At 38.1% G+C, this 19,979-nt stretch carries 15 protein-coding genes and 1 riboswitch; of the genes, 13 read left to right on the forward strand and 2 right to left on the reverse strand.

Annotated features, from left to right (window positions below):
- Positions 1–24 precede the first annotated feature (24 nt).
- The 12 genes from HPT25_RS17695 to HPT25_RS17750 all read left to right on the forward strand — a co-directional run bounded on the left by HPT25_RS17695 (position 25) and on the right by HPT25_RS17750 (position 15,791).
- Complete coding sequence (locus HPT25_RS17695) at positions 25–831, forward strand: HoxN/HupN/NixA family nickel/cobalt transporter (protein WP_173067055.1); 807 nt, start codon at positions 25–27, stop codon at positions 829–831.
- Positions 832–1,378: 547 nt separating this feature from the next.
- Positions 1,379–2,785, forward strand: a complete 1,407-nt coding sequence (locus tag HPT25_RS17700; protein WP_173067058.1) for a cytochrome ubiquinol oxidase subunit I — start codon at positions 1,379–1,381, stop codon at positions 2,783–2,785.
- Between the two features lies 1 nt (position 2,786).
- Positions 2,787–3,800, forward strand: a complete 1,014-nt coding sequence (cydB, locus tag HPT25_RS17705) for a cytochrome d ubiquinol oxidase subunit II (RefSeq protein ID WP_173067061.1) — start codon at positions 2,787–2,789, stop codon at positions 3,798–3,800.
- The gene (cydD, locus tag HPT25_RS17710; RefSeq protein WP_173067064.1) at positions 3,800–5,512 is read left to right on the forward strand and encodes a thiol reductant ABC exporter subunit CydD; all 1,713 of its coding nucleotides are present in this window, start codon (positions 3,800–3,802) and stop codon (positions 5,510–5,512) included. The genes cydB and cydD overlap by 1 nt, the downstream gene beginning before the upstream one ends.
- The gene (cydC, locus tag HPT25_RS17715; protein WP_173067067.1) at positions 5,512–7,245 is read left to right on the forward strand and encodes a thiol reductant ABC exporter subunit CydC; all 1,734 of its coding nucleotides are present in this window, start codon (positions 5,512–5,514) and stop codon (positions 7,243–7,245) included. Before cydD ends, cydC begins: the two co-directional genes overlap by 1 nt.
- 238 nt (positions 7,246–7,483) lie before the next feature.
- A riboswitch (glycine riboswitch) is annotated at positions 7,484–7,563 on the forward strand.
- A gap of 188 nt (positions 7,564–7,751) precedes the next feature.
- Positions 7,752–9,116, forward strand: a complete 1,365-nt coding sequence (locus HPT25_RS17720) for an amino acid permease (protein ID WP_173067070.1) — start codon at positions 7,752–7,754, stop codon at positions 9,114–9,116.
- Positions 9,117–9,298: 182 nt separating this feature from the next.
- Positions 9,299–10,432: a glycerate kinase family protein gene (locus HPT25_RS17725; protein ID WP_173067073.1), complete on the forward strand. Its 1,134-nt coding sequence runs from the start codon at positions 9,299–9,301 to the stop codon at positions 10,430–10,432.
- 155 nt (positions 10,433–10,587) lie between these two features.
- Positions 10,588–11,781 carry an MFS transporter gene (locus tag HPT25_RS17730; RefSeq protein WP_173067076.1) on the forward strand — a complete coding sequence of 398 codons (1,194 nt, stop codon included), beginning with the start codon at positions 10,588–10,590 and terminating at the stop codon, positions 11,779–11,781.
- Positions 11,782–11,929: 148 nt separating this feature from the next.
- Positions 11,930–12,631 carry a pirin family protein gene (locus HPT25_RS17735; RefSeq protein WP_173067079.1) on the forward strand — a complete coding sequence of 234 codons (702 nt, stop codon included), beginning with the start codon at positions 11,930–11,932 and terminating at the stop codon, positions 12,629–12,631.
- 309 nt (positions 12,632–12,940) lie between these two features.
- Entirely contained in the window at positions 12,941–14,404 is a 1,464-nt protein-coding gene (locus HPT25_RS17740; RefSeq protein ID WP_173067082.1) for an APC family permease, read from the forward strand.
- A 313-nt stretch (positions 14,405–14,717) separates the two neighbouring features.
- Positions 14,718–15,494, forward strand: coding sequence for an enoyl-CoA hydratase-related protein (locus HPT25_RS17745; RefSeq protein ID WP_173067085.1), 777 nt, complete (start codon positions 14,718–14,720; stop codon positions 15,492–15,494).
- Positions 15,495–15,644: 150 nt separating this feature from the next.
- A complete protein-coding gene (locus HPT25_RS17750; protein ID WP_173067088.1) occupies positions 15,645–15,791 on the forward strand; it encodes a hypothetical protein in 147 nt (48 codons plus the stop codon).
- Positions 15,792–15,987: 196 nt separating this feature from the next.
- On the opposite strand, the gene HPT25_RS17755 is transcribed toward HPT25_RS17750, so the two are convergent.
- Positions 15,988–16,944 (reverse strand): D-2-hydroxyacid dehydrogenase, encoded by a 957-nt coding sequence (locus HPT25_RS17755; protein ID WP_173067091.1) that lies wholly within the window; start codon positions 16,942–16,944, stop codon positions 15,988–15,990.
- Positions 16,945–17,210: 266 nt separating this feature from the next.
- Between HPT25_RS17755 and HPT25_RS17760 the strand changes: the two genes are divergently transcribed.
- Entirely contained in the window at positions 17,211–17,774 is a 564-nt protein-coding gene (locus HPT25_RS17760) for a DUF2062 domain-containing protein (protein WP_173067096.1), read from the forward strand.
- A 107-nt stretch (positions 17,775–17,881) separates the two neighbouring features.
- On the opposite strand, the gene ltaS is transcribed toward HPT25_RS17760, so the two are convergent.
- On the reverse strand, positions 17,882–19,834 hold the full coding sequence (gene ltaS / locus HPT25_RS17765; protein ID WP_173067099.1) for a lipoteichoic acid synthase: 1,953 nt from the start codon (positions 19,832–19,834) through the stop codon (positions 17,882–17,884).
- Positions 19,835–19,979: the final 145 nt, after the last annotated feature.

The following is a 19,979-nucleotide window of genomic DNA, read 5'->3' on the forward strand; positions in this document are numbered from 1 at the left end:
AGTTTAAGAGAGAGGATTTGATGAATGGAAACCGTCTCGTTAATTCTTTTGGTGTTTGTGTTGGGACTTCGCCATGGATTAGATGCAGACCACCTGGCCTGTATCGATGGTTTAACTCGATATAATTGGCGTAGGAATAGTCCTATTGCCCGCTGGGTAGGCACATTATTTTCAATTGGTCATGGATTGGTTGTAACATGCATTGCACTAATATTGGGGATTTTTATGAAGAACTTTAGGATCCCTGAACTTGTTAATACACTGGTAACTTGGATCTCGATTATTTCTCTATTTAGTATTGGAACATTAAATATTTACAATCTGTTACGGACGAAATCAATAGCGGATGGAAATTATCAGATCAGTGGGATCAAAGGAAAATTCCTGCCAAGAATTGTACAAGAAACAACGAACCCGTTTTTTGTTATTTTAATAGGGGGAATATTTGCCTTGGCTGCGGATACCGTCAGTCAAACTTCCATGTGGGCCATCGCAGCTGGAAATACAGGAAGTTATATGCCCTTATTACTGGGGATCGTCTTTATGTTTGGAATGATCTTAACCGACACCATAGATTCATTCGTTGCATTCCGTGTGATAAACCAATCGAATCGATTCGGACAATCAGCATCACGATTAATGGGATGGATCATTGTCTTATTGGCTTATGGAGTTTCCTCATATGAAGCCTTTACGTTTTTCTTCCCATGGGCTGAACTTGATTTCGAAATGATCGGCATCATCTTGTTTGGGGTATTGATTCTTGGTTTTGTCTATATCAGCCTCCTTTCGAAAAAACAGGCAGCCATTTCAATAAGAAACAATCGCTAAAAACGAGAAACTTGTTTAGAGTTAGAAATATCTGAGGTGCCTTTTTTTGCACCTAAAGAAGCAATGTCACATACACCCTTCTTTTGCAATCGAATTGTGGAAGAAGGGTGTTTTTTATTTTTCACCGATTGATCATCGGCTTTATTGCAGTACCTTCTTCCATTTCAAACTTGTTAAGTGTGATTTAACCCCTTGACTTTTCCTGAGAGTGTTAGATTCAAAACCATTATTTTTTACTCTCAACCATTGCTGGTAATTGATTTTACAACATTCTACTATCAAAAGATAAAAATCAACGGCGCCAAAAGTCATAAAGTTGTCAAAAAGTAGACAAAAAGTTGACGGAAAAAAATAAAAATGTTTGCTACTATAATAGTGGGCAGATGAAATAGCAATTTCTAGAAAGTATTAGTTATTGTTTTAGAATATGTCTAAAAAGCCGGCTTTATTTTTGTCATTCTAAATTTATTTTACTGAAGACATCTTTGTGAAACATTGAACAATTTACACTATGGATGTAGTGAAAAACAATTAGGGAGGTACGGTTATGGATCAGTTATTATTGGCAAGAATTCAGTTTGCTGTAACAACGGTTTACCACTTTTTCTTTGTGCCGCTTTCGATCGGCCTAGTGTTTATAGTGGCTTTGATGGAAACTTTGTATGTTGTAAAGAAAGATGATGTTTATAAAAAAATGACCAAATTCTGGGGCCACCTGTTTTTGATTAACTTTGCAGTTGGAGTGGTAACAGGAATTATTCAAGAGTTCCAATTCGGGATGAACTGGTCAGATTATTCCAGATTTGTCGGAGATGTTTTTGGCGCTCCGCTTGCGATTGAAGCATTGCTTGCCTTTTTTATGGAGTCTACTTTTATTGGTTTGTGGATTTTTGGCTGGGAACGATTATCCCCCAAATTGCATTTAACAAGTATTTGGCTCGTTTCACTCGGAACCATTCTCTCAGGTTTTTGGATTTTAACAGCAAATTCCTTTATGCAGCACCCTGTCGGATATATGTTGAAAAATGGACGGGCGCAAATGAACGACTTTCTTAGCTTAATAACTAATGGTCAAATTTGGGTGGAGTTCCCGCATGTAATGACAGGTGCCCTCGCTACAGGTGCTTTCTTCGTTGCAGGAATAAGCGCCTATAATTTGTTAAAGAAAAGAGAAGTGGGATTTTATAAAAAATCGATGAATCTAGCCCTTATTCTTGGGTTGATTGGCAGCTTGGGCACCGCATTAAGCGGCCATGAGCAAGCCCAATATCTTGTCAAAACACAGCCAATGAAAATGGCAGCAGCAGAAGGGATCTGGAAGGATACACCAAGTCCTGCGCCATGGTCTGCATTTGCCATCATTGATACGGCAAAAAAACAAAACAAGTTTGAAATCAATATTCCCTACGCTCTTAGCTTTCTATCATACTCTAAATTTGATGGCAGTCTGAAAGGTATGGACACTCTGCAAAAAGAATATGCGTCCAAATACGATCAAAAAGTCGGAAAAGGCACAAACTACATTCCTCCAGTTAAAACAACGTATTGGAGCTTCCGCCTAATGGTTGGTTTTGGTGCTGCTATGATTCTATTATCCATTATTGGGCTATTCCTTTGGAGAAGAGGTACACTGGAAACCAATAAAGTATTCTTAAAGTTTTTACCTCCTAGCATTTCATTTCCATTTTTAGCCAATACATTTGGCTGGATTATGACCGAGGTAGGCCGCCAGCCATGGACAATCTTTGGTCTCATGACAACAAATAGTTCAGTTTCGCCGAATGTCTCTGGAGGCAGTGTCTTATTTTCCCTTATTATGTATATGTTAATTTTTACTGTCCTGGCATTTGTGATGGTTTATTTAATGGTCCGGGAAATCAAACATGGTCCTGCTGCACATGAAAATATGGAAGTTCATCATAAATTGGATCCATTTGATAAGGTAGGTGCTTAGGATGCAATTAAATGAATTATGGTTTGTTTTAATTGGTGTTGTATTTATCGGTTTCTTCTTTCTTGAAGGTTTTGATTTTGGTGTGGGTATGTCAATGAGGTTTCTTGCCCGCAGTCAGCAGGAGCGTTCGATCATGGTTAATGCAATTGGACCTGTTTGGGATGCAAACGAAGTGTGGCTTTTAACCGGCGGCGGTGCCATCTTTGCAGCTTTCCCGGATTGGTATGCCACCATGTTCAGCGGATACTATATTCCATTATTAGCCGTGCTTTTATGCTTAATTGCCAGAGGTGTATCTTTTGAATTCCGCAGTAAAGTTCCGACAGAGCGTTGGACTAATATATGGGATTGGGCTCTCTTTTTTGGCAGTCTGTTACCTCCATTCCTTCTGGGTGTCTTATTTACGAGTATGTTAAAGGGAATGCCAATTCATAAAGATATGAATATGACAGCAGGGTTCTCTGATTTTATTAATGTTTATTCCTTGTGGGGAGGGCTAACGGTAACATTGTTATGCTTGCTTCATGGATTAAACTTTTTGACCTTGAAAACAGAAGGGGATCTGCGCAAACGTTCAAGTGCATTAGCAAAGAAAATGGTACTGGCGGTTCTCGGTTCACTTGTCGTTTTTGTTGTACTATCCTGGTCAATGACAGATATTTTTAAAGTACGGCTTTTGCCTGAACTTGTGATTGTGGTGCTAATCGTCGCCGTTTACACACTTGCTTATACCTTTATTACAAAGAAACGGGAAGGTTTAGCTTTTACAATGTCAGGTCTGGGATTAGCCTTGACAGTTTCTGCTATTTTCGTTGGCCTATTCCCAAGAGTCATGATCAGTTCGATCAATAAAGCTTTCGACCTTACCGTATATAACGCTTCAAGTGGGGCTTATTCATTAAAAGTAATGACCATTGTGGCTGTCACGATCTTACCGTTTGTATTGGGATACACCATCTGGAGTTACTATATTTTCAGAAAAAGAGTGACAGATAAGGAGCATTTGACGTACTGATGGATAAGTCTATGTTTTCTTACAAAGGCATCAAACCGGTACTAGCGGCATTAACATTTTTGACAGTTATTCAATGCACGATGATCATGATCCAGGCTTATTATTTAGCCGATTCAATCTCCTCCCTTTTTGGAGGAGATTTGTTTCATATTGTCATGAGAAAATTGTTCATTTTCTTTCTGGCATTTGTCTTTCGTCAATTGCTTTCTTTATGGAAGAAAAAGCTTGCTTTCCGCTTCGCTTCCGATACGAGTGTTTTCTTTAGAGAAGCAGTTCTGAAAAAGTTATTTCAGTTGGGGCCTCAATTTGTGAAAGCAGAAGGATCCGGTCAGACTGTCACATTCATAATGGAAGGGATCATCAAATTTCGCCGTTATTTGGAACTGTTTTTGCCAAAGGTCATCAACATTGCCTTGATCCCAGTGATGGTTTGGGTATTTATTTTCTGTGAAAATATTCGTTCGGCTGTCATATTAATGGTTGCTTTTCCTATTTTAATCGTATTTATGATTCTTCTTGGTTTGGCAGCCAAAGAAAAAGCAAACCGCCAGTATGAATCATATGAATTACTCTCCAATCATTTCGTTGATTCATTGCGGGGGTTGGAAACATTAAAATTTTTAGGACAAAGCCGCACACATATCGAAAAAATTCGGATGGTCAGTGACCGATATCGAAAAGCGACAATGGCTACCTTACGAATTGCTTTTTTGTCCACGTTTGCCCTCGATTTTTTCACAATGCTTTCTGTGGCAACAGTGGCTGTTTTTCTTGGCATGGGGCTAATTAATGGGACAATGGAACTTAAGACGGCTTTAACCATCCTTATACTAGCTCCTGAATATTTCTTACCGATTCGCGAAGTTGGTGCCGATTATCATGCAACACTGGATGGGAAAGAAGCAGGAAAAAAAATAGGCGAAATCCTCGAAATGGAGATCGTGAGCCCTGGAAATCAATTCATTCCGGAATGGCAACCTACAAATGTCTTTTCTTTGAAGAATATGAATTTCCGCTTTTCAGATTCGGATCAAGGTTTAAAAGATATCGATTTTACCATAACAGGGACAAAAAAAGTGGGAATTATCGGTGCAAGCGGTGCTGGTAAATCTACTTTAATTGATCTATTAAGCGGGTTCGCTAGTCCAACGAGCGGAGAATTTCAGGTAAACGATAAAAAATTGGAATCTCTCATGCTGGAAGGCTGGCAAAAACAGATTACCTATATCCCGCAGCATCCATATCTTTTTTCTGATACGTTGATGAACAATATTCGTTTTTATCATCCAAAGGCAACAGAACAGGAAGTGATGAAGGCAGCAAGACTCGCTGGTTTATCCGAAGTGATGTCAGACCTTCCAGATGGGTTGCATACGGCCGTTGGAGAAGGCGGGCGTCCGCTGAGCGGCGGCCAGGAGCAGCGTGTTGCCATTGCCAGGGCCTTTTTAAGCGGCCGTTCCATCTTATTGTTGGATGAACCAACTGCCCACTTGGATATTGAAACAGAGTATGAATTAAAAGAGACCATGCTGCAGTTATTTACTGGGAAATTAGTATTCTTTTCCACGCATCGCCTCCATTGGATGCGGGAAATGGATCAAATTTTGGTACTTGATCAAGGAAAACTCATAGAAACTGGAACACATGAACAATTAATGGCAAAACAGGGTGTATATTATCAGCTTGTAATGGCACAATTGGAGGGGCTCTAATGAAAAAGGAAAAATGGATCATTCCCTATTTAAAACAATATCGCGGTTTGTTTTTGCTGGCCATTTTTCTGGGAGGGCTGACCATCCTTTTTGGCGGCGGTTTGGTGTTTACTTCCGGGTACTTAATTTCAAAAGCAGCAACTAGACCGGAATCCATTTTAATGATCTATGTACCGATTGTCGGCGTTCGAACGTTTGGAATCGGACGTGCCGTTTTAAGTTATATCGAAAGATTGACAGGACATCAATTCATCTTGAAAATTCTGTCCAATATGCGTGTTCGCTTGTACAAAGTTCTCGAGCCCCAAGCGACTTTTCTGAGATCTCGTTTTTTAACGGGTGACATCCTGGGAGTTCTTGCAGATGATATTGAACATTTACAGGATTTCTACTTGAAAACACTGTTTCCATCACTGGTGTCACTAATCATTTATACAGTGATTATGGTTTGTGCTGGAAGTTTTTCCATTTCGTTTGCACTTACACTTGCTATCCTAATTGGAATTTTACTATTTATAGCACCCGGTATTTCATTCTACTATTTGAGAGCCAAAAATGAAAAAATGAAACATGGAAGACATAGGCTTTATCAACAGTTTACTGATGCGGTTTTTGGGGTTAGTGATTGGCTCTTTAGCGGCAGACAATTGGAGTTTATTAAGCAATATGAAGCTTTGCAGCATCAGCAGCTGCAAATTGAAAAAAAAATCCATTCATTTGTGAATTGGCGAGACTTAGGAAACCAAGTCTTGCTGGGGATTATGGTGATTTATGCTATTTATAGGGCGGATGTTATGTCAGTCAGCGGGCAAATTCCTGCAACCTTTATTGCAGCTGTAGGCTTGGTGACACTATCCATATTGGAATCATTTTTGCCGCTTTCGGATGCCGTTAGTAATATCACTTCTTACCAAGATTCAATCCACCGCCTTGAGAAATTGGATTCCTATGATGTTCCAAAGTGGGTAGAAACAGAGAATGATATGGATTGTGATTTCCCCAACATATCAATTGAATTAACCGATGTTCGATTCCAATATCCCACTGAACCGATTCTGATCCATGATCTAAATCTTACAGTAAAACAAGGTGAAAAAATCGCCATTTTAGGACCAAGCGGTGCCGGAAAATCAACTCTTTTAAAATTGATTCTGGGAGAGTTAGAACCTACAAATGGGTCGGTTCTATTAAATGAGTACAAAGCAAATGAGATTCAATTAGCGATTCCAAAAATCATTTCTGTATTAAACCAAAAAGCTTATTTATTTCATACATCCGTTTTAAATAATATCAGACTGGGAAATCCGGAAGCCTCAGATGAAGAAGTATATAAGGCGGCAGAGCAGGTTCAGCTTCATGACATGATAAAAGACTTGCCAAAAGGATATGAAACCAACATGAATGAAACAGGACAGCGTTTTTCAGGCGGAGAGCGGCATAGAATTGCTCTTGCACGTATTCTCTTGCAAAAAACACCAGTAGTTATCATGGATGAACCTACAGTCGGGCTAGATCCGATCACAGAAAAACAATTGCTGGCAACAATATTTGAAACACTAAAGGATAAAACCATAATTTGGGTAACTCACCACTTAATTGGAATGGAGAAAATGGATCGGATTCTATTTATGGATCGTGGAAAAGTTACGATGAGCGGCAGCCACCAACAATTGTTGGCAACTGAAGACAGATATCGGAAGCTCTATTCAATGGATCACCCATTTTTTAAATAAATGCGATAGAAAAAACGATTTAAGACAGTACCTTTGCTGCCGAAGGGCAGGGCTATTTTCTAGGAATTTAAAATATGTTAAAAACAACATCTTGACGAAATAATGGAATACTGATAATATAATAAAATAATTTTTAAATCGTTAAACGCGATGAAAGATTATACTTCTACATAGAAGCTTTTAACCCATAATAATTGAATTATCGCAAGCTATGATTGCTATGGATCAAACTATAGCAGGAGCAGCTTCTGGAGAGACCGCATGAATGTGCGGCGCCGAAGGGTTCACTATCTCAGGCAAAAGGACAGAAGAGTACTAAATTTTACTTGTTATTCTTAACAGAAGTGTAACAGGTTCTATTTGTTATTCTTACGTCTTAGAGGTTGGTGAATACCAACCTCTTTTTTATTGTGTTCAAAGCATTTGTTCATTATTTCACAAAAAGGACAAAAATTTTCTTAGCTTTTAACTATTATCCATCATATTCATTTTAGGAGGAATGAAAAATGGCACAGCAAAAATTAAAAAGGGACCTGCATAATCGCCATGTCCAGCTGATTGCAATAGGAGGTACCATTGGGACAGGATTATTTCTTGGATCGGGTAAAGCCATCCAATTAGCAGGTCCATCTATCATCTTTGCTTATTTAATCGTAGGAATTGCCTGTTTTTTTGTCATGCGGGCGTTAGGAGAACTGCTTTTGTCAAATGCGGGCTATCAATCTTTTACAGATTTTGCTGAGGATTATATCGGACCGTGGGCAGGATATGTAACTGGATGGACGTACTGGTTTTGTTGGATTATGACAGCTATGGCTGATGTTATCGCAGTTGGTGTCTATGTACGTTATTGGTTCAATATCCCTCAATGGGTGCCTGCGATCGTGTGTTTAATCATTTTATTGGGTTTAAATCTGTTAACCGTAAAACTGTTTGGAGAGTTAGAGTTCTGGTTTGCATTAATTAAAGTCATAACCATTCTAGCGTTAATTCTCATTGGGGTTATTTTACTAATTGTTGGATTCCATACGGATTCTGGTACTGTTTCAGTAAAAAATATATGGAAGTATGGCGGTCTGTTTCCACATGGAATATCAGGATTCTTCTTATCATTCCAAATGGTTGTTTTCGCTTTTGTAGGTGTGGAATTAGTAGGAGTATCTGCTGCAGAAACTTCGAATCCGCAAAAAAATATCCCATCTGCTATTAATAAAATTCCGCTAAGAATTCTCTTTTTCTATGTAGGGGCAATTATTATTCTATTATGTATCAACCCTTGGACACAATTGAACGCGGCAAACAGTCCTTTTGTTAAGACTTTTAGTTTAGTAGGCATTCCGATCGCTGCGGGCATTATTAATTTTGTTGTATTAACATCTGCAGCTTCTGCTTGTAACAGTGGATTATTTTCAACGAGCCGGATTCTTTATAATTTAAGCAGCCATGATCAGGGACCAGCCACTTTTTCGAAATTAAACAAAAATCATGTTCCGAGCAATGCTTTGTTTGTTTCAGCCCTAGTCCTTTCCTTTGGTGCCCTTTTAAGCAAATTGATTCCTGAACAAGCTTTCAGTATTGTGACAACTATAAGCGCTATTTGTTTCATTTGGGTATGGGGCATTATTTTAATTTGTCATTTACGTTACGCAAAATCTCGTCCTGATTTAAGAAAAAAATCGAAGTTTAAAGCGCCATTGACACCATTTATTAATTATGTGGTACTTGCCTTATTTGCTTTCATTTTAATTATCATGCTATTTGCTGATGAAACTCGTGAAGCCTTATTGATGACACCTATTTGGTTTATCCTGTTATTTGTTCTATATTTTTTTAAAAAGAAAAAGGAAAAAACCATTAGAATTCCCGCATAAATGAAACAAGCTCCTCACCTCTAAAGTGATGAGCTTGTTTTTTTATTTTTCATTAATAATTCGATACACTGGAAAGTAAAGAAGAAGAACGGTGTGCCCATTTTAACTTAATGAATAAACGAAATAAGAGCAGGTTTGATAAAGAATAATCATGTAAATAAAAGTGAAAAGGTGCGATGTCAATGAAGTTTATACTTGCCCCTGATTCATTTAAGGAGAGTATGACAGCCAAGAAGGCTGCTCTGGCAATGGAAAAAGGAATTAGAAAGGTCTTTCCAGATGCGGAATGTGTGATTGCACCCATGGCAGATGGGGGAGAAGGAACGGTAGATGCCCTTGTTGATATAACCAACGGTCACATCATCCAGTCTGAAATCTCTGGCCCGTTAGGTCAAAAAGTATTAGCGGAATTCGGTCTCTTAGGGGAAGGGAAGACTGCTGTTATCGAGATGGCAAGTGCAAGTGGTTTGGCATTAATTAAACCGGAGGAACGCAATCCATTATTGACAACTACCTATGGTACGGGGGAATTAATCAAACACGCATTAGAACTTGGTGTCACACAGATTTTAATCGGAATTGGCGGAAGTGCAACGAATGATGGGGGAGTCGGAATGCTGCAAGCCCTAGGTGTATCTTTCAAGGATTCAAATGGAAATGAACTGGGACACGGCGGTGGATTCCTCCATCAGTTGCATTCTATTGATATTACTGGTTTAGACAGTAGATTAAAAACCGTCCATATCGACGTTGCGTGTGACGTGAGCAACCCACTGATTGGTAAAAATGGAGCATCAGCCATTTTTGGTCCCCAAAAAGGAGCAGATCCTGAAATGGTAATGAAGCTGGATCAAAACCTATCCCATTATGCAAAGATCATTAAGCAGCAATTGAATCATGATGTGGCCATGACTCCTGGTTCAGGTGCAGCAGGCGGACTTGGGGCCGGTCTATTAGCTTTCCTTAACGCACATTTGAAAAATGGTATTGACTTAATACTGGATTATACCCGGCTCGAGGATCAGATGAAAGATGCAGATTTTGTCTTCACAGGTGAAGGAAGCATAGATAGTCAAACCATATTTGGAAAAACACCATACGGAATTGCCATGGCTGCAAAAAAGTACTCCGTACCAGTTATCACGATTGCTGGGAAAATCGGCACTGGCATTGAACCATTATATGAAATTGGAATGACGTCTATTATTGGAATCTCAAAAGGCATTACTTCGATAAAAGCAGCATTAGAGTTTGGAGAAGTAAATTTAGCTTTTGCTGCAGAAAATGTCTGCAGGCTATTAAGTTTAAAAAAATAAAAGTGTAAAAACTCAGTCACCTAGAGCAGGTCGCTGAGTTTTTTATAGGGTTTATAACTGTACTTCACTGAAAAATAGGTATACCATATCAATGGAGAAAGAAACTAGAAGAGAACTGTCAGAGAGCGCAGTCATGTGAAAGGATCGTGTACAGTTTGAATTGGAAACGAACGCTATTGATATTATGGTTTGCGGATTTTTTTGGTGCGATGGGGATGAGTTTAATTTTACCTTTTCTTCCCTTATATATTGAGCAATTGGGGGTACATGAAACAGCTTCCATTGAGCGGTGGACAGGCTGGATATTTGCTGCTCAATTTATTGTTTCAGTATTTTTTCAACCTCTTTGGGGCTCCATGGCTGACAAGTACGGACGCAAGGTCATGCTTTTAAGAGCCGGTTTTGGAATGGGAGTTGTTACAGCCTTGATGGGGCTGGTCACCCAACCTTGGCAATTACTTGTATTACGTATAATTAATGGGGTATTTTCCGGTTTTATGTCTATGTCGGTCTCCCTTCAAGCATCAGTTACTCCAAATGAACAATCAGGTAAGGCATTAGGGACATTGCAAACGGGATTGGTTGCAGGGAGTTTATTAGGTCCTTTAGCAGGCGGAATCCTTGCTGAAAAAATTGGATATCATCATATTTTCTATTTAACAGGAGCATTACTTTGTATCGCTGGCCTCCTCATCTTGTTCTTTGTTCATGAGGATCATAAACCCGGCTCGGCAAAAGAGAAAAAGAAGGTGCAATGGTATATGGTCAAGCCATTGCTGCCAGTATTTATTGCATCGTTTGTTACGAATTTAGGGATGATGAGCATCGAACCATTGGCAACCGTATATGCCAAAACGTTGTACCACGGAATGCATTTAGAGTTTTTTGCCGGACTTGTCGTTTCCATAACGGGTATGGCGAATCTAATAGGGGCACCTACATTAGGAAGAATTGGTGATAAAATTGGTCAGAAAAGAGTATTGGCATTTGCATTAATGATGGCTGCACTGGCATTTATTCCACAGGCACTGGCCGGCAATATTACCACATTATTGATCGGCCGTTTTCTCCTTGGGTTATTTATAGGCGGAATGGTACCATCGCTTAATGTCCTAGTTAAAAAACTAGCACCCCCTGATATTCAAGCAACTGTGTTTGGATTAAATAGTTCTTCCCTATTTTTGGGCAATTTCGTGGGTCCGTTAATAGGTAGCCATGTGGCCGCTGCTTTTGGGATTAGATCTGTCTTTTATGTTACTATGGCCATCCTGATGATAAACTCAATTTCTATTTATTTCAACCAATCTATGGAAACAAAGATCTCACCAAAACAGAAAATGGCCTCTTAAAAGAGATTCACCGTTCTTTCGCGAAACATGGAAAGAATGGTGAATTTCTTTCATATAAAATGAATTTGACAATAAGTAAAAATAGGTATATTATTATCTCGAATTCAAGATAATTTAAATTGAGATAAAAGGAAAGGAGATACATTTTATGTTAAGAAAGTTAGAAAACGAAAAAATGGGAAGAAGTAATTTAGGCTGGCTTAAAAGTGTTTTTCACTTTTCATTTGCTAATTATTATAATCCAAAAAATATCCATTTTGGGACGCTGAGAGTAATCAATGATGATCTGGTTGATGCTGGAACGGGATTTGACCTGCACCCACATCAAAATATGGAAATCATTTCTTATGTAGTGAATGGCGAGCTTACACACGGGGATAGCATGGGAAATAGGAGCACAATCGAAAGAGGCCATGTTCAATATATGAGCGCAGGTACTGGAGTGTATCACAGTGAGCATAATTTAGGGGATGAAACATCGAGATTTTTGCAAATTTGGATTTTGCCTGATAAAAATGGCTATGAACCAAGCTATGGTGATTATCGTTTTAATTGGGACGATAGAAAAAACACTTGGCTTCACATGGTCTCAGGCAAAAATGGTGAGGCACCGATTAAAATAAATCAAGATACAAACATTTACGTTGTTGAACTTGATAACGATAAAGAAATCAATTTTAAAATCGAAGATGGCAGACAAGCCTATTTAGTGCAAATCGAAGGAAGCTCACAAATAAATAACTTGACATTAAATACAAGAGATGCACTCGAAGCTGTTGAGGAGGATCTTCGTATAAAAGCACATGAGAATTCCCATGTTTTAATAGTAGAAATGGAAAAAACAGAGTAAAATACATGCTCTCTAATCGTCACTTTAATAAAGAGGCGATTTTTTTATTGTGAAAAATAATCATAAATATGCGAAATTGCATTGATTATGTAAAAGTGAATAATTAATTCGTTTAAATGACAGTATTTTCTGAATTATAAAGGTACTTACGTGAGTATAATTTGGCATACAAATTGCAACCTATTTATCTTATAAAGGAGCGTGATGTGGAGCAAATAGCAAATGGAAAGCGATGACGGAACCTAAAAAACACATATCAAAAGGGAAAGGACTTGTAGAACCAATCTCTTACACAAGGAGTTGATGCATTTGTCAAAGAAGGAGCATTCTATTCAAGAAGATGTAGCAGACTTGGCGCAGCTTGGCTACAAACAAGAATTAAAACGCAATCTTAATTTCTTTTCTAATTTTGCCATCGCATTTTCCTTTATTTCAGCAACGACTGGTATCTTTAGTTTATTTGGATTTGGCTTAACGACAGGGGGGCCAGCCTTCATTTGGAGTTGGCCGATCGTATTTATTGGCCAGCTGCTTGTGGGATTAACTATGGGTGAAGTAGCTTCGCATTATCCAGTTGCAGGGTCTATTTACCAATGGACAAAGCATCTTGTAGGGAATACCTTTGCATGGTTTTCTGGGTGGATTTATTTAATTGCGCTGCTTGCTACCATTGCTTCTGTCGATTTTGGAGGCGCCCCGTATATTGCACAATTAATGGGCTTGGATTCAAATAGCCACATCGTGCTTGTATTCATCACAGCTGTTATGGTGCTTCTTCAAACCTTAATCAATGCTTTTAGCATAAAACTCACAGCGCTTATCAATAATATCGGAATGATTGCAGAAATTGCGGCAATGATTGTACTGGCAATTGCCCTATTTGCCGTTGGAGTACATCATCCATTTAATTTCACTTTTGAAACGGCAGGAACGTCTGGTACAGGTAGCTATCTACCTGTATTTCTAGCAGCCATGCTGACCTCTACTTGGGTATTATTCGGTTTTGACTCTGCCGGAAGTCTTGCAGAAGAAGTCATTAACCCCCGCCGTGTCGTGCCAAAAGCGATCGTCACTTCTTTGTTTTTAACCTTTATTATCGGCGGCTTGGCCCTGTGGGCATTTGTATTAGCTATTCCAAATTTGGATCAGGCGATGAAAGCACAAGTTCCATTAACCTATATTCTTGAGAAAAATTTAGGGTCAGGAATATCAAATGCTTTCGTGGTTTTAGCCTTAATTGCCATCTTTGTTTGCGGTACAGCTGTTCAGGCAACCGTTTCCCGTTTATTGTATTCTTTTGGCCGTGATCATAAGATTCCTGGCTCCAAATTATGGGCAAAAATGTCAATCAAACATGAAACACCTGTAGCAGCGATCGTTTTTAGCGGCATTTTTACAATATTGTTAAGTCTTTCTGCTTCTGCCGAGTCTTATATTGTTAATATTTGTGTAGTTGGGATCTATATGGCTTATCTAAGCGTGTCAATTGGAGCACTTATTGCGAGAAAACGGGGCTGGATTTCCACAACCTCCCCATGGAATTTAGGAAAATGGGGATTAACCGTTAATCTATTATCCCTCTTATGGGGAGTGTTCGTTATAATTAATCTCTCATGGCCGCGATCACCTGGACAGCCATGGTATTTAAATTATTCTGTTCCGCTTTTGACAGTAGGAGTTTTATTGCTTGGGGCAGTGTACTATTATTTGGTTGTATTTCCGCGTGATAAAGCAGTAAATGAAATAACTGGCATTAAAAATATCCGGTCATAAAGTTGGCAGTGTTCGCCACGATGTTGTTTTTCAAACTGATTTAAATAGCATCCTTTTGGTCATATGAACAGTTTCGCCTTCAAGGTTTACGAAAACGAAAAGAGCGTAATAGGAAAAGCCATTCTCAACATAACCGAGAAGGGCTATTCCTATTTTACCAAGAAAAAGTATTTTCCTTAGTTACTAATCTATCAAGAATGAATGCATAAAGTGTTTGAATCTTATATACTATTTAATAGATTACATAAAATAGAATGAATGCCAATCTTTCTCATGATCATGAGGAAAATCATATCTTAAGGAGGGAATATACATGAGAAAAATAGAGTTAAAAGTGGATGGACATTTAGCGGTGGTCACGATTAATCGTCCTGAGCAATTTAATTGTTTTGATTTGGAAACGCTTTATCAATTAAATGAAACAGTAAATGAAATTAAATTTGACCGAAATATCAGGGTTGTCATTATTACTGGAGCTGGAGAAAAATCGTTCAGTACAGGTGCTGATTTACGTGAAAGACGAACATTAAACGAAAAAGAAGTTAGACGAAATGTGAATTTGATCGGTGAAGTATTTACAAAAATTGGAGAGCTCCCACAGCCGACAATTGCAGCAATTAACGGCTATGCGCTTGGCGGCGGTCTTGAACTGGCATTGGCCTGTGATTTTCGATTTGCGGTGAAAGAGGCCATATTGGGATTAACCGAGGTAAGCTGGGCCATTATCCCAGGAGCGGGTGGAACTCAACGTTTGTGCAGGTTAATTGGAATATCAAAAGCAAAAGAATTAATTTTAACAGCTAGAAAGATTGATGCAATCCAGGCATATGACTTAGGCTTAGTTAATAAAGTGGTGGATCGTAACGAATTGCTAGAAAGCTCTGTACGTTTAGCGGAAGAAATAATGAAAAATGGACCCTTAGCAGTTACACAAGCTAAATATGCGATCAATTACGGCAGCAATGTAGATCTTAAGACAGGATTGGCCATAGAATCTAAAGCGTATGAGGTCATCATCCCGTCAACAGATCGAGTGGAGGCACTTGAAGCATTTAACGAAAAGCGTGCACCGCAATTTAAAGGGGAATAGACAATAAGAAAAAGGCGGTCTTTTTTGTTCATACGGATAATATGGTATCTAATGCTTTTAAAGAATGAAAAAGTAAAACAATATAAGATTTCACGGATAAATGTCATATATTTATCCATCATTACACACTCTAAAATAGGAGGTGTTAAGATGGATAATTCGTATACAAAAGAAAATCCAAATTCAAATCCTAATCAAAACAATGATCCAGATCAAATGATGAATCGAGTAAATCAATCTTTTGATCAAATGGTTCAAGACGTAAAAGAGATGATTAATAAAAATAATGAACAATGATCTTAACGCCAGTTAATGGCGTTTTTTATATGCCTGATAGGAAAGCGTTCCTATCAGGCATAAGTGCACTAAGGGATGCTTCGTGAGCATTAGCCTCGCAGTCGGAAGATGTGCTTTTCAAGGAACTACGCCTCTGTCTTCGCACTAACGGGCTCGCCAGTCGGCGAGTTTTCTTTAACTTTTTCAGAAAAATGGCTTAATAACCAAGTGAACGGTCAACCAAACCTTGTAACGGTTCGTGATTCATATATTTTTTTACATTTTCCACAAAAAAGCGGCTGACCCCTTCAACCGTACTAGGACCTGACAAATGAGATGTGAGATAGATATTTTGCAAGGAATAAAATTGGTGGTCTTTTGGCAGTGGTTCGATCTCAAAAACATCGAGAATCGCTGCTTTTAGGTGACCTGATTCCATCACAGCAGCCAGGTCATTTTCATTTATTAATGCTCCTCGGCCAACATTGATCAAGCAGGCATCCTCTTTCATGGCCATTAACATATCTCGATTCATGACATACCGTGTTGAATCAGTCAATGGAAGGGTCAGTACCAAATAGTCTAGCTCACAAACAAATTCCTTCCACTTATCCGGAGTGAAGTGGTGATCAACTAATAAAGCATGTTTACTGCTAAAGCTCAATCCAAATACTCTCATATCAAAGGCGCGGGCCTTCTGGACAACTTCTGATCCAATTGATCCGAGTCCTGCAACACCAATTGTTTTACCTTCTAAAGATTCCGAAATGAATGGATCCCAACTTCTGTCCATTTGCGATTTTCTCATCCTTTGCATGTCTTTTATGATGTACAAAAGAAAGGAAAAAACATATTCTGAAATATAGCTCCCGAATTGATCCACAATTCTGGTTACCATCACATGTTCAGGAATGGTTTTGTCCGCTATGAGATCATCTATCCCCGCACCAGTTGACTGAAACCATTGAACAGATGAGGCGATAGGCTGTTTTAAAAGATAGGTAGGAAATTTCCATCCTAAGATGACTTCAGTATTTTCTAGCTGTCGTTCAGCTTCCTCTGGATTCGACGCAGTCAATATAGTGGATGAAAGACCGAATTGGCGGATATATTCCGCAAATACTTCTGCTTGGTTTGAATGGTAAACAAGTATGGTAGGCTGTTTTTTAAACATATGTCTTCTCCTTTAGGATAAATTAAATTGAAATTAAAACACAATTTTCAAATGAAATGACTTGATTTTTTAACAGCTGTAAATAAAATGACAATAAGGCGTTTAAATTTGTTTACAACAGGCTTGTTGTCACTTATTATCAAATTATAGTGGTATTTCATTTTCAATATGGAGAAATGTACATCTTAAGATCCAGCAATTAATTTCGAATTTATTAGATCACTTTAAATAAATGACATCTTTGTTTGCATAAGGAGGGCAAAAAATTGCGTGTTAAACCCAAAAAATATAATTTCTTCCAACGCATCGGTCGTGCTTTTAAGTTGAATTTTATTAAATTGTTTCGGTCACCTGGAGGGGCCAAAAAAGTGGCGTTGGGATTTGCAATCGGATTCGGCTTGGAAATGCTTGTCATTTCATCTGCTTCCCTCATATATATATTGTTTATTCCTATCGTTCGTTTAGCCAAAGGGTCATTTCCTGCTGCCATAATTGGTAATGTTATCGGAAAATTAACTTTTCTTCCGGTTATCCTCTTACCATTTGCCCGCACAATTGGCAAGATGATCTTTCCAATGAAAGTGAAAATTGGAAATAGTCCTCCGTTTTCATTCAAAAGTTTGTTACATGGTGATTTCAGCGGATTAATCAGTATCCTTCATGGCGGGGTACATGTTCTAATCGGAATGACTATTTTTGGCGTCGTTCTTGGCCTTGCTTCTTATTTTATTGTTTATTATTTTTACGAAAAGGAAAAAGCGAAAAGATTAACGAGAATTCGAGATAAACAGGCCCTTCGGAAAAGTAAACTAAATAAAACCCTTATATAAATAGAACTGGAAAAAGGCTGCTCAATATTTTTGAGGCAGCCTTTTTTAGTCGAAAGGAAAGTATAACTTTCCTTTCAGGCATAAGTGCAACTACGCAGTTTACTTTATTATTTTTTAGATGTTGTGTCTTGTACTTTTTGATAGTTATATTTTGAACGGTCAACAGGTATAAAGCCTTTAGGAGTGTAGAATCGCAGTAAATCTCCATTTACGATCTTATCCGATAGGGATAATTTTTGATCCACAATATCCTGATCTTTTTTAGCCTCCGCCAATTGATCACTTCCTATTTCCAGCCCTGTGGTTGAATCATAGAATTTTCCACCGGCTGAGGTGATGGTCGAACTCACAAAATCACCATTTCGGAAAGGGACCAGGTCATCGTGCTGTTTTGACAATAGGTCTGTTCCAAATTGAATATAATTTTTTGAATCTATTCCCAATAAATGAAGAAGTGTTGGTAAAACATCAATTTGTCCAGCATACTCGTGATTAATGCCGCCTTTCATTCCCGGTACGTGAATGAATAAAGGTACCCGTTGTAAACCAGCACTTTCAAACGGTGTTACTTCTTTGCCGATAATTTGTGACATAGAACTGTCATTATCAGATGAAATTCCATAATGGTCTCCATATAGAATCACAACAGTATGATCATATAAACCGGATTCTTTTAAGTAATCAAAGAATTGCTTTACAGCTTCATCCGCATAACGGGCTGTCTGGAAGTATGAGTTAATATATTGTACGTTTGTGTCTGCTGGTGCAATCGTCGCATCCTTTGGACTAATAGGATACGGGAAATGGTTTGAAACTGTAATAAGTTTAGCATAAAATGGCTGTTTCAAATTTTCCAACATTGGCATCGTTTGTTGAACGAAAGGCTTATCCATTAAACCATATTCCGCGGTGTCATCTTGGTTGATCGTGTAATAGTTTGCATCAAAAAAGTGATCATAGCCCAATGATTTATATACTTCGTTTCGATTCCAGAAACTTCCGGTATTGCCGTGGAATACAGCGGAAGTATACCCGTGTTGCCCTAAAATGGCAGGTGCTGATTCGAATGTATTTAAACTTTTCGTCATAAATGCAGAACCTTGCGGCAGTCCATATAAAGAATTTTCCAAAATAAATTCAGCATCAGAAGTTTTTCCATGTCCTGTCTGATGAAAGAAATTATCAAAGTAAATGGTATTTTTGTCTTTAGTTAACGAATTTAAGAATGGAGTTACCTCTTCGCCATGTAATTTGTAATTTATTAAGAAATTCTGAAATGATTCCAAATGGTAGTAAATAACGTTCATGCCCTTAGCAGCACCAAAATATGTAGGATTAGGCTCAGCATAATGGGATTTAGTGTAATTTAAAACATCTGTAATATCATTTGAATCTGCAAAAACTCTTTCCGCAGATGCTTGAGTGCTTTGAACAGCGTCATAGATGGCATAGTTATATAAACCGAGATATTTCACAATATAATTTCGATCAAAACCTCTTGTCAGTAATTCGGGACGGTCGATTTCTGCCAGACCAACATTGGCAAAAGAAATGGCCATAACAAGCGAGAAATAAAAAGAGATCTTGCGTCGGTCTACATCAATCGGGTCAATTTTGACTACCTTAAATGCAAGGAGTGCTGCCAAAATGATGAAATCAAGGAAAAAAAGGAAATCGTATGGTTTTAATAATGTCGGTACACTGCTGCTGACATCTCCGAAATTCTTTGTCTGTGTTAATGTTGGCATTGTTATGAAATCTGTAAAGAAACGATAATATAAAATATTGCTATATAAAAGAACGGATAGTAGAAAATAAATGATCATCAGCCAAATATACTTTTTTCTTCCTTTTAAAAAGAAGGCTATACCTAAAAATAACAATGAAGAACCCAATGGATTAATAAATAACAGAACCTGCTGATATGGGCCATCAATTCCTAATTTAAATTGAGTCAGTTGTGCGATATATGTTTTAATCCAGAGGAAAAAGACGGCTAAAAAGAAAAAACCAGGATATTTTGTGAAAATATTTCTCGTCTTTTCATATATGTGATTCATTTTGTACCTCTTTTCTAGCATGAAGCCTAGCATTATATATTTTTCATTTATATTTATGAAAGCATTCCTAGCATCTATCTTACCAGTTAACCACAAACAATTAAAGAATAGAGCGCAAAAAAATCGATTATAAGAATCTTTAGAA

It is taken from the genome of Neobacillus endophyticus, assembly GCF_013248975.1.
GTDB lineage: Bacteria > Bacillota > Bacilli > Bacillales > Cytobacillaceae > Neobacillus > Neobacillus endophyticus.

Excerpts from the sequence above, each read along its gene's own strand:
- HPT25_RS17695 (WP_173067055.1), top strand. The coding sequence starts at position 25 with ATGGAAACCGTCTCGTTAATTCTTTTGGTGTTTGTGTTGGGACTTCGC.
- HPT25_RS17700 (WP_173067058.1), top strand. The coding sequence starts at position 1,379 with ATGGATCAGTTATTATTGGCAAGAATTCAGTTTGCTGTAACAACGGTT.
- cydB (WP_173067061.1), top strand. The coding sequence starts at position 2,787 with ATGCAATTAAATGAATTATGGTTTGTTTTAATTGGTGTTGTATTTATC.
- cydD (WP_173067064.1), top strand. The coding sequence starts at position 3,800 with ATGGATAAGTCTATGTTTTCTTACAAAGGCATCAAACCGGTACTAGCG.
- cydC (WP_173067067.1), top strand. The coding sequence starts at position 5,512 with ATGAAAAAGGAAAAATGGATCATTCCCTATTTAAAACAATATCGCGGT.
- HPT25_RS17720 (WP_173067070.1), top strand. The coding sequence starts at position 7,752 with ATGGCACAGCAAAAATTAAAAAGGGACCTGCATAATCGCCATGTCCAG.
- HPT25_RS17725 (WP_173067073.1), top strand. The coding sequence starts at position 9,299 with ATGAAGTTTATACTTGCCCCTGATTCATTTAAGGAGAGTATGACAGCC.
- HPT25_RS17735 (WP_173067079.1), top strand. The coding sequence starts at position 11,930 with ATGTTAAGAAAGTTAGAAAACGAAAAAATGGGAAGAAGTAATTTAGGC.
- HPT25_RS17745 (WP_173067085.1), top strand. The coding sequence starts at position 14,718 with ATGAGAAAAATAGAGTTAAAAGTGGATGGACATTTAGCGGTGGTCACG.
- HPT25_RS17750 (WP_173067088.1), top strand. The coding sequence starts at position 15,645 with ATGGATAATTCGTATACAAAAGAAAATCCAAATTCAAATCCTAATCAA.
- HPT25_RS17755 (WP_173067091.1), bottom strand. The coding sequence starts at position 16,944 with ATGTTTAAAAAACAGCCTACCATACTTGTTTACCATTCAAACCAAGCA.
- ltaS (WP_173067099.1), bottom strand. The coding sequence starts at position 19,834 with ATGAATCACATATATGAAAAGACGAGAAATATTTTCACAAAATATCCT.